Origin of the sequence: Rossellomorea arthrocnemi, assembly GCF_904424705.1 — a bacterium.
Lineage (GTDB): Bacteria > Bacillota > Bacilli > Bacillales > Bacillaceae_B > Rossellomorea > Rossellomorea arthrocnemi.
The window spans coordinates 95,682-107,615 of the sequence record NZ_CAJGBF010000004.1 but is presented as its reverse complement, the minus strand read 5'-3'; the positions used below and the strand labels follow the sequence as shown (position 1 = coordinate 107,615).

6 protein-coding genes are annotated in these 11,934 nt (G+C 40.1%); 2 read left to right on the top strand and 4 right to left on the bottom strand.

Translation table 11 applies throughout. The annotated features are described in order from the left end of the window. The first annotated feature begins 9 nt into the window (after positions 1 to 9). Positions 10 to 4,074 (top strand): S8 family serine peptidase, encoded by a 4,065-nt coding sequence (locus BAA9072_RS07890; protein WP_230980803.1) that lies wholly within the window; start codon positions 10 to 12, stop codon positions 4,072 to 4,074. A gap of 236 nt (positions 4,075 to 4,310) precedes the next feature. On the opposite strand, the gene BAA9072_RS07885 is transcribed toward BAA9072_RS07890, so the two are convergent. After that, a complete protein-coding gene (locus tag BAA9072_RS07885) occupies positions 4,311 to 7,736 on the bottom strand; it encodes a S8 family serine peptidase (protein ID WP_201714139.1) in 3,426 nt (1,141 codons plus the stop codon). A 90-nt stretch (positions 7,737 to 7,826) separates the two neighbouring features. On the opposite strand from BAA9072_RS07885, the gene BAA9072_RS07880 reads away from it, so the two are divergent. Beyond that, complete coding sequence (locus BAA9072_RS07880; protein WP_201714138.1) at positions 7,827 to 8,069, top strand: hypothetical protein; 243 nt, start codon at positions 7,827 to 7,829, stop codon at positions 8,067 to 8,069. A gap of 167 nt (positions 8,070 to 8,236) precedes the next feature. On the opposite strand, the gene BAA9072_RS07875 is transcribed toward BAA9072_RS07880, so the two are convergent. Genes BAA9072_RS07875 through BAA9072_RS07865 form a run of 3 tightly spaced genes read right to left on the bottom strand, consistent with a single transcriptional unit; the run spans position 8,237 to position 11,860 of the window. After that, the gene (locus BAA9072_RS07875; RefSeq protein WP_201714137.1) at positions 8,237 to 9,331 is read right to left on the bottom strand and encodes a Ger(x)C family spore germination protein; all 1,095 of its coding nucleotides are present in this window, start codon (positions 9,329 to 9,331) and stop codon (positions 8,237 to 8,239) included. After that, positions 9,328 to 10,422, bottom strand: coding sequence for a GerAB/ArcD/ProY family transporter (locus BAA9072_RS07870; RefSeq protein ID WP_201714136.1), 1,095 nt, complete (start codon positions 10,420 to 10,422; stop codon positions 9,328 to 9,330). The genes BAA9072_RS07875 and BAA9072_RS07870 overlap by 4 nt, the downstream gene beginning before the upstream one ends. Before the next feature lie 31 nt (positions 10,423 to 10,453). After that, a complete protein-coding gene (locus BAA9072_RS07865; RefSeq protein WP_201714135.1) occupies positions 10,454 to 11,860 on the bottom strand; it encodes a spore germination protein in 1,407 nt (468 codons plus the stop codon). Between the last annotated feature and the right edge of the window lie 74 nt (positions 11,861 to 11,934).

Below are 11,934 nucleotides of genomic sequence, written 5' to 3'. Positions count from 1 at the left end.
TATTTGGACATGAACAAGTTAGGAAAAAAAACAGCCACAGTTGGACTGTCATTGGGAATGATATTCAGCACAATATCCTTTTCCCCTGAAAGAACATTGGGGGAGACAGTAGAAAGAACGCCCGTTTCTCATACGGAAATGCTCAGTAAACTGACTGATATCCAAAGAAAGGCATTAAAGAACTTAGAAATAAACGACAAAACAGGGCTGCAGTTTTCCTCTGCTGTGAACCTTGATACCGATGAAGAGATCTCCATTATTGTGGAGTTGCATCAGAAGCCGGTCAAAGCAGCTCAACTTCAGGCAAGCTCAGAAGGAAAGAAACTGACAAAAACAGACGCTAAAAACGCCATTGACCAAGAGCAAAAGAAGTTTAAGGAAGAACTTGGGGAACTATTCACAAAGGAAAAGACCAAAGAAAAGTTATACAACATTAACTATCATTATACTGAGGCGTTTAATGGAGTTGCGGTCACCTTACCAGCGAATAAAGTAAAATCATTATTACAAACTCAAACTGTAAAGACGATTTGGGGGAATGAAACATTTAGAATTGATCCACCTTCTTCAACTGAAGTAGCAAGTCTCGGTATTTCTACTAGAATGGCAGACAGCAATCCATACCTGGGTATTGATCGATTGCATGAAGAAGGATTGACCGGTAAAGGACTTAAAATTGGTGTCATAGATACTGGAATAGATTATCATCACCCTGATTTAAGAGATGCCTACAAAGGTGGATATGACTTTGTAGATAATGATGAAGATCCAATGGAAACAACCTACCAGGACTGGAAAAACGCTAAAATCAAACCGGAATTTTCAATGGGGCATTCTTATTATACTGAACACGGTACCCATGTATCCGGAATCATTGCCGGTCAAGGGACAAATGATAGTGTCTATGCCACGAAAGGCGTAGCTCCTGGCGCAGACATTTATGGGTATAGAGTGCTGGGGCCATATGGCAGCGGGACCACAGAAAATGTGCTAAAAGGAATCGATCAAGCAGTAGAGGATGGCATGGACATCATTAACCTATCCTTAGGTGCTTCCATCAATGATCCCTATTTTCCGACCAGTGTCGCGGTTAACAATGCCGTCCTTAGTGGAGTAACTACAGTTGTAGCTGCAGGAAACACAGGTGATGAAGCCTATACTCTTGGATCACCAGGATCTTCTGCACTGGCATTAACGGTTGGTGCAAGTGATACTTCACTTGATATCATGACATACGAAGGGCATCTTTCATCGCAGTCCGTTACCCTACAGTTATTGGGAAAACACTATAGTGATAAGATAGAAGATTTTGAAGATCAGGCACTGCCAATCGTAGAAGTGGGATTAGGAAGGTCTGATGATTATTCCGGGAAAGATGTTCATGACAAAATCGCTCTTGTAAGTCGCGGGGAAATTACATTGAATGACAAGATCAAATATGCAAAGCTAAACGGGGCTAAAGCGATCATGATCTACAACAATAACGAAGATGAAGGGCATATCCCTTACTTCCTGGGTGAAAATAAGGATTTCATCCCAACATTCAGTTTAACAAAAAGCGACGGAGAAGCATTACTTGATAACCTGTCAAATTCTGACGACTTCATGTTTAATAAAATCGGCACCGTTCAAACAGAGGGTGATCATTTAGCCGATTTCAGTTCTAGAGGACCCTCTAAATTTAATTATGATATCAAACCTGAAGTGACAGCTCCTGGAGTAGGGGTTCAATCCACTGTTCCATCTTACATGATAAATCCTGAGGATGTAGACAACTATGAATATGCGTATGAGCGATTATCTGGGACATCCATGGCTGCTCCTCAAGTAGCCGGGATTGCTGCCCTCCTATTAGAATCCAATCCGGATCTACAGCCAGAAGACATAAAAACAATCCTGATGAATACGGCTGATCCGTTAAACGGGGATTATAGCGTCTTTGAAGTGGGTGCAGGAAGAGTCGACCCATATGAAGCGATTCATTCATCCATGCAATTCCAGGTAGTCGATGAAACAACCAACATTGCAAATGGAGAAGAAGTCATCATTGATGAGAAAACAGGCTCCATCAGCTTTGGCCTCCAATACAACGATGGGAAACATATTCGTGACCAGCGCACCATACAAGTTAGCAATCAAGGAAAGGAAAAGAAAACCTTCAAAGGAAAGGTTGTATTTACAAGTCATTCCCTGGATGCAAACAAAAACGGTGTTCAGGTTGTATTTGATAAGAAGATCTCGGTTAAACCCGGAAAGTCCAAAAAAACCAATGCCTTTGTCATAATTCCCAAAACAGCAGATCAAGGGTTTTACGAAGGATACATCACCTATGAAAATGAAAACGATTCAGATGAAATCTATCAAATTCCGTTTTCGATCCGTGTTGCTGGAGAAGGATTTGATTTCTTAGTATTTGATAAACAAGTATTAACCACCAATCCAGGAAGCTATTTTGGATTTTTCCCTGTTGCTGCCTTTGGTTTCCAGTTAAATTCCAACGTGGAGCAAGTGGATGTTGTGTTGGCTGATGGAAAAACAGGTGAAGATATTGGATATGTCGGAAATTTCGATGGAAGTGACTTACAAATCGGTGTCCCATATGGAATGTACGGATATGGTGGGAATTATTATCCGTTTACAGGAGATGAGGATTATCCCGTCCACCTAAAGGAAATGTTCGCCAAACAAGGACACTATAAATTGAAATTTATTGCAACGAATGAAAACGGCAGAACCTTTACAGAAACAGAAGATATTTTTGTCGATAATACAAAACCAGAATTTAAAACGAATATTGATGATAAGCTTGTTTATGAATTCTCAGAAGGTCAAGAATCCTATCCAATAAACGGAACTTTAATTGACAAAGAAGTAAAGGATATTCAAGCGGCTGGTATTGATGTTCGCCAATCAGATAATTTCATTTATGAATATTTGTACATGAACGCTCCGGATTACCGAATTTTCCCAGATGAAAAAGGTGCGTTTGAAATGGACATCCCTCTTGTCCGACCGACAAATAATATAGCTGGGTTGGATGCCCTGGACGCTGCGACGAATAAAACCGTAAAGAAGACGTATCATTTTGTTCCAGAAGGTACTTCTTACATGACAGGAACCTACGATAAGAAGTCAGCTAAACCTGGAGACACTGTTACATTTACGATGACGGCCAACAATGTAAAGCAATTAAAAGAAGCAAAGTTCACTTTGTACTATACTGATTCGATGGAAATTCTCGATATTAAAGAAAATGATGCGTTAGCCGGTTACGATGTAGACGTACAAACTGACGTGTCTAACGGTTCAGTTTCTAATGCAAAGGTAAACCTTACCCTTAACGGAGATCAAGAGATTACAGGAAAACTTCCACTGTTGGATGTTACCTTTAAAGTGACCGATAAGAATTGGACTGACTTTGCAGGGTTCAACTTTACCAGTAATCGATACATTGACACGAATGGGGACACTATCCAAGCACAAGGATATATTGAAGGTTTGAAGCTAATCAAACAAACGGGTATCATCAGTGGGGGATTTGTCGGCCAAGGTTTCTTAAACCCTGACACTTCCGTTGATTTTTCCAGAGACTATTCGAAAGTCGGTGCTTCCGTTGCGTTGATTAGTCCAGACGGAAAAGAATACACAACTAACATCACTAAAAGAGCAGGCTTCGGTTTCGATAACATACCGGTGGATCCTGAACCATATACACTAAAAGTGAATATCCCTGGTCACTTCCCATATTTAAAAGAAATCATGGTGAATAAAGAGGAAGATGGAGAAATGACCGGGACATTGACATCCATCACTGCGTTTACGTATGCAGGTGACGTGAATCAAGACGATGTCATTGATATATTTGATGCGCTATACCTGAAAGAAAAATGGCAGACGGATGATCGTTCTGCGGACATCAATTTAGATGGCATTGTCGATCAGAAGGATTGGAGTTATGTAGAAACGAATTATCTGACGAGAAACCATACTTTGAATGAATTAAAGGATGCTGTTAAAAGTCATCAAGGTATGACACTGGAGAAAGTGAAAAAGGAATTAGGGATTACAAACTAATGTAAGAAATGTTGTACCGCTGCCCGATTCCGTGCAAGCGTTCCTGTGGGGTCTCACCTATTCCGATTTTCCCGCTGGAGTCTCCATCTTGCACTCCAATCAACATCAGAACCTGCTTAATACATGGATTAAGCTTTAGCACCAAAAATTCAAAATCCGAACGAGTTAGATTTTTATCAAATCACTCGTTCGGATTTTTCTTTATCTGAAACCCTTTTGTCCCAGCCTCTTCTTAATTAATGTTTAACTGTTATTTTCTTCGGCTCGGACGTTAACGATAATCCCGTTTCATCTGTACCCGTCACGGTCACAAAATAGTCCCCGTCTGGGTATTCAGAACCAGGATACCATTTCAATCCATAGATTGAATGTTCGTTTTCTATATCTGCATACTCTATTACATCGCCTTTTGCATCCGCGATTTCAAAATGCCAATCCAATCGTTTGTAACCGAAGACCAGTATGGATGCAGGTTTGTCTTCATTGATGTTAGATCCAGATACACTGAAAAAATTGATAAATGGATCTGCATGCAGCAGGTCTTCATTACCTGAATATCCAACGCCTACATTACGGAAATGATCCATTGCTGATACCATCACAATTTCAGGCTTTTCTTCGGAAATATACTGTTTGGAACCAGCAGCCACACTCTTACGTTTGCCATTAACCCAAATGAAGCTGCCGATATAACCGCTTCCTTCTTCTATGACGTCCCATGAAATTTTATACTTTCCATCTGGTTGATCAGTTATTTTTATATTTTCAACTTCAGGTGAGACGGAATCAAGACTAAAAGGAATTTTCGTTTGTTGAGGCTCTGCTCCTTCATAATTCAACGTACTTTCATACACATAATAATAGTTTCCATCAGGAAGAAGATTTCCTTCCTCATCTTTACCGCTCCATACGATTCCATCAAATTTGTAATAGTAATCCCGATAGCTCATGATATTCTTTCTAAAGGTATAAGGACTTCCATCTTCCGTATACTCACTAAAATCAGTTATGTTCGAAACTGTATTTCCCTCTTCATCTTGGACACTCAGGGACATTTCTTTTAAATTACGAAATGCAGTGAATGAAGGATGTATCCCCGAAGCAATTGATCTGAACGAATAACCAACCGCGTTTTGATCAAATGTACCTGTCTGTTGATCATAACCCAATGGTAGTTCAAACATGTCATTCCATAAAACTGTATAAGGTAAATAAGCATCTCCATTCACTGGACTCTCGTCGATGTTGTTGAGTGAATCCCAATCACCATAGAAACCCATGAAAGGCATCGTTAAAGTCGTTAAATCTTTAACAGAGCTGCCTTTAGGTACGAAGCGAACGAATCCTTCCACAAATCGCCCATCACTTAACTCTTCTGGTAGTGTCACAGAGATATTCACTTCATCATCTCGACGAGGCTTGTACTGGAATTTGCTTTTATCCGTTACTTGTTTCCCGTTGATTTTCACAACGGCATCTTTTATAGGAACAGAGTTCAACGTCAGATATTCTCTATCTACTCCGCCATATGTTCTCTCTTCTGTTTCATCCATTAACACATCTACTACAATTTCATACTGATGATTCGCTTTTTCTAGATTTTCAGCTATTGGCTCTACATCTAGTGTGAAACCAAACGTGCGATTTACTTCTTTCAATGCTACTGATGAGGACTTCTCTAATGGGGCTCCTGTATGTTGGAGCAAATAAGGTGTTTTGATCGCTTGTTCAATTTTCATCAAGCCTGAACCTTGGCGTCTAGGCGAATAAGGTGTATTCTCATGATCCGGGTTTGTTAAAATTTTTGATGTATTCATCAAAGCATTCTTCGCTTTTAAAACAGTTTCTTCATTTTTAGGTAATTGAAGCTCATCATAGTACTTTTGAAGAAGTAAAGCTCCACCGGCTGCTACGTGTGGAGCGGCCATTGATGTTCCACTCATTGTTTCATACTGGTTGTTAAGAACGGTTGAACTAATTTTCCCACCTGGCGCCGTAATTTCCGGTTTGAAGCTTAAATCGGTCGGTGAGCCGTAGGAAGAAAAATGCGACATTGGTTCGGTTTCAGGATTTTGCACCCAAAGTCCTTCATCTGACAATTGAGCGGTCACCTTCTCTCCACTTTTCAACCTTTCCACCAATTGGATAGAAGTATCTTGGTCAGTTGTTACGGCTGGAATGGAGTTAGCAGAAAATATTAGTGTAGAATATGGTGTAAAGTCACTTGGTGGTATAACCATTAGGGCTACAGCACCCTTTTTCTTTAAATCGTGTTGAAGGGTTGAATAAGTGGAATATCTTGCTGGTTTGGCAATAACCATTTTCCCTTCCAGGTCCAAACCTTCTAGATGTTTCCCAAATCCTTCACCAGCGTAAATGAGCTCATACTCCTTATCAGTATCTAACGTACCAATGAATTTTTTCGCATATGGCGATATCTGGTATCCTAACAAGCTTCCATCACTTAGACGAAGAGTATCGACTTTCATCTGATCGTTCTCTGATGAAGCAACCTGCAATGCCTCTGGTGCAATCCCTGGATCACCTACAAGTCCGATATCAGGATTTTTCGCCAATGGTAATTGAGAACGTTCAAGTATGTTCTGCTTCGTACTATAGGAAGCATTTCCTGCAGCAGCTACGACCAGCACTCCTTGTTCAGTAGCATATTGGATCGCTCGTTGGACTGGGTCATTCGGATCCACCACTCCTGCATCGGATCCCAAGCTTAAATTGATGACATCCGCTCCGAACTCTACGGCATGATAAATACCTGCGACAATATCGTCATCATACGCACCGCCGCTAGCATCGGAGAACACTTTTTCAGCTAATAGCTGTACATCCGGGGCTACTCCGATCGCCTTTTTCTGGGATTCTTCATAAGCTCCGACAATCCCAGCAACGTGTGTACCATGGGAGCTGCTAGTCGGTATAACATTGGTATCTTTATCTGCCCAGTCGTAACCTGTCGGTACTTTGTCCGTATACCAAATATCGTTTACTTCTGTTTCATCCAGTTTCGATTGAATATTCTCTTTATTATACTTTGCGTTCTTCTTCCCTTTTGCAGAAAGTTTCAGAGCCTCATGCTTATAATCAATTCCTGAATCAACAATCGCAACGAGCATTCCGTCTCCACTGTAATTGTATTTTGACCATACATTCATCGCTTCCACTAGTTCATTGCTCTTTACATCCATGTGTTCGTACGTTTTCGCGATACGGATATCCTTTACGCCCTCTGCCTCTTTGATTTTATGAGCTTCTCTCATCGTCGTTTCCATACTGAATCCATAAAACCCTGTTGAATACGTATGTATGACATTAGAGGAACTATCTCTTTTTTTCATAAACGTATTTTTCACTTGTTCTACCTGTTTTGCAGGGTTCGATTTTGCCTTTTCATTTACATCGACTTCAATGATCAATCGAACTTTTTCCTTTGGATCAACCGAAGTCCCTTCCTGTCCGTATAATGGATGGTTTCCCTTATCTTCAGGGGAGTCAGCCATAGGCAGTTCAAATGTATGTGATTTAGGAATAGCTGATTGTCCTCCTTTAGACAATTGGAATTTCGCTCCAGCAGGTGTAACAAAGCTACTTAAAAGTAAGACGAACATAAATACAATCGATAGTGTTCTTATCAAAGATCTCTTCATCTTCTCACCCTTTTCATCATAATAAATTCATACCATTCCAGTAGCTTCATAGAATATTCTTCTATGATTTTTTAAATCAGGAATCTGCTTATGAGAACTCCCATTTCCACCCTCCTATCCAAGACTTTTGCAGACATCCTTTATACTCATTTCTTTAAAGGAGACACATTTCCTATTGGGGGAATGAAAGAGGAAAATAGTAGATTAACAGCTCTTATTTACCCGGAATCCCTTGTAACTTCTGGAAATCCAAGGGTAAAAATAACTAGAAATACAGGTATGTGTGGGGGTAATTCATTATCAATAGGTGTTTTGGGGTTGAGCATACATTAAAATCAGGTCATATGATACTTCGAATTTCCGGATTCACCCTGTAAAAAAACGCACAAAAAAGACAGGCTGCCCGCAAAGGAACCTGTCTTTTTATGACTATGGATCATCTTTATTCATCACCTTTTTATGGACAAAAAATTAAACCTTTCTTCCGGGCAATAGGTATTTCACTGCATATTGTTAGTTCCCATGATTTTAACGTTTACCTTAGGCTTTATTTCTACTTGTTGATACTCCCGCTTCCATTTTTCAGGGTCCCATGATTCATGGTAGTTTACAGATACCTCTTTGGCGATTCCTAAGGCGTCACTGTTGGCTTTGATTAACAGATCGGTAAGTTCCTTAGCTTGTTTCGTGATTTTCTTTGAAGCTAGCTGATTTAGATGTTTGATACTATCTGAAGGATTTTCTTCATAATAGCTTAGAATCCTTCCCTCTAAATCAGCGGTAATCGTACATGTCACTTTTCCATTTTGTTTTTTAACATCCATTTTTGTCTTAGCACTTTCGATCGCCAGGGTTATTGGCTGGCTAAATTCTTCTGTATCTATGCTAAGCTTTGCTCTTTTCCCCATCTCATTCCGTAATAGGAGAAGCAGCGAGGTTTGAGTGGTTGTAAGGGTATCACCAGTGAACCTATCACCGTTGAATAATGCTGACCCCGCCAGCAGCAGATTGTCTTGGTCATCTTTTTTTATATAGGGAAGAATTACGTCTTTTGTTTTGTCGGATATATCATTCCAGACCGTAAAAATTGTTTCTTCAGGAATATACGTTCCCTTTGTGCCACCGATCAGAAGGTTGTCGACTTCAAATACTATAGGACTATCACTATGCTTCAATGACAAGATTTCATTCCCCTTTCCTTCACTTATAACAATCCGCGAGGAAATATATCCATTGGTTGACCTAAGAATAGGCTCTATCAATGAATTGATGCCTTTTTTCTGCGCCAAATCTCCCCCAATAATCATGATGAATGCTTTTCCCACATCCATATTACCTGATACTTTATTTTGAAGGTCCGTTTCAAGCTGGGAAACGGATTCCTTCTCAGAAACATAAACTTCATCACTTACTTCGAATTTCCCTCCACCAGCACCTCGAATATCAATGGCCCTGACTGTACCCAGAATATGATCTGACTCTTCTGCCGTGTCAAAACTTATCCCATTTACAATTCTGTTGTCTTTTAGTTGGTTTTGATCCCAACACCCTGTCAGAAGGAATATAGCAAAGAATAAAACCGGCATTTTCTTCATTGGGAAACCTCCTTCCCCCTCTTCTTTAATAGGTAAGAAAACAATAGCAACATGCATGGGATTGCAAATACAACGGTATAACTCAAGTATTCTACATAGCTGGAATAGAGCTGCTGAGATTCGGGATCCTTTTTTACTATGGTAAACAGGATGAAAACCCATGTACTATTCATCAAAACAAGTTTAGAGGATTTGCCTTTGAAAAAACAAAGGCTTTTACTGCCCAAGTATAAATAAATGACGATCGATGCTGCCAGGGGAACAATCCATATTGATACAAATAGTAAATCAAGACGGTCTACCATTTGAAAATGAAGCGGCCTCAAAAAGTAGATCACCGGATATTTAATATGTTGCAGGGACGGTTCGCTAAAAACCATGATGCAAAGGATCACAAAATAGGTAGTTAATCCCGTTACAAAAATATTGGCCCATGTGATCGTTCTTAGGAATTTCGTTCCCTTCTTAGAGGCAAGGGGATATAAAAACAAGATCACTTCAAATCCTAAAATAGCTAACAAGCAATCTTTACTCCCTCTGATCACATCCTTTACACCGCTTTTTCCCAAGGGAAGAATATGATGCAGGTCCACAGGCAAAAGAAAGGAAAAGAAAGAGAGTCCCATTAATATAAGGAAAAGAATCGATATGATTCCAAAGAATCTGGCGATAATACGAATATCACCGATAGCTAAATACGTACAGGTAAGCATCATCAGCATCCCGATTACCCAATAAGGGGTGGTCACCAACAGATGTTCCTTTATGATGGAGGTGAATTGCAGTAAAACAAACGAAGCAGTCACCATAAAATAAACGTAAGTGATTATATTGACCAAGCTTCCTACATGTTTTCCCAGTAAAAAAGTGGTGATCTCTGAGTAGATTAAGTCAGGAAACCGTCTCAATAACAGCCAGATAATCAACAGAAACAACTGGAGAAATACTCCTGCCACAAGCACTGACAACCAGCCGTCTCCTTTACTTGTGTTTTGTAGAATATTGGGCAATCGGAGAATTCCAAATCCGACCTGAGTTTGAATCATAAGAAAGAATATTTGCCAGCTCGTTAAAGATCCTGTCTGTGACATTGACGGAATCACACTCTCCTTTCAGGATTACCTACGTTTGTTTTGATGTGTTATTTTTCTTTTTCGTTTTGATTAGTGAATCCTTCAGCCCTTTAAAATGGAGGGGGGCTACAGGTGCTAAATAAGGTTTTCCAAATGACTCCAATCTGCAAAGGTGGATTAATAATGTTCCAAGAGCGAGGACAATTCCTAAAAATCCAAATAAAGTAGCAGCGATCATAATAGGAAAAGCTACGATTCTTGCCCCCGTGCCCATTTGGTTAACTGGGGCTACAAAAGAGGCGATTGCCGTGAGTGCAATGACTACGATCATCGTATTGGAAATAAACCCCGCTTCTACTACTGCCGACCCGATGACCAAACCACCTACAATTCCGATTGTTTGTGCGATCGGTGAGGGGAGACGAATTGCCGCTTCCTTCAAAAGTTCCAGCACAAGCTGCATCGCAATCGCCTCAAAAAAAGGAGGCAGGGGGATGTATTCAATTTGAACCCTGATAGCATAAAGAATTCCAAGTGGGAGAACCTCTGAATGAAAAGAAACGACCGCGATATAGATGGCGGGTAAACATATTGCCACCAGAAAACTGAATATACGGATGAGGCGAAAGAATGAGCCGATCAGCCACCTGCTATTATAATCATCCGGTGATTGATAAAAACTGAAAAATGTAATCGGAGAAACCAACACATGTGGACTTCCATCCACAATGACAACTGATTTTCCTTCTAATAAGTAGGATGCCGCCCGATCAGGTCTTTCGGTTGACAACATTTGTGGAAAAAGAGTGTAACTGTTGTCCTCAATCAATTCCTCGAGCTCCCCTGCCGATTGGAGTTCCTGAACATCTACCGCTTCTACCCTTTCAATTAACACATCTAATGGTCCATGATCCACTAATTCATCAATATACAGGATCGATACTTTCGTATTTGTAAGAGAGCCCAGTGTAGTGTTTTTTATACAGAGCGTGGGGTTTTTCACTCTTCGTCTGACTAAGAAGATGTTCTTATTGATGTCCTCAGTAAACCCATCATGGGCGCCTTTAATAATATGTTCGTTTTCAGGTTCCTGAATGGCTCTTTCATCAGCGGCTGCTACGGGCATCAGGAGAACAGAATTTTCCCCTTCTGCAAACAAGGCGCAGCTTCCCTCCAGCAAGCTATTCACCGTGCCTTCCAAGTCAATCCTTCGACTATATTCGGCGTTTTTTATAACGGATTCAAGTACAGCTTCATCTTTACAATCCAAGATTGGCTCAATGATATTTTTTTCTATTATTTTTTTATCCACTAGCGTGTCTAGATAAATCAGCTTACAGTCGACATTCAGAAAGGAGATTTCTCTAATTTTCAAATCTTCGGTTTCACGAAAGGAATTCTTGACTGCTTCAATATTTTCGTCGAGGATATTGGATAATTTATAGGTAAGTTTCACAATTTTTCACCTGCAGCTATCATTAATGGTTTCTATTATGCTTACCTATAATGGAATTTTTATGTTTTTTTGAC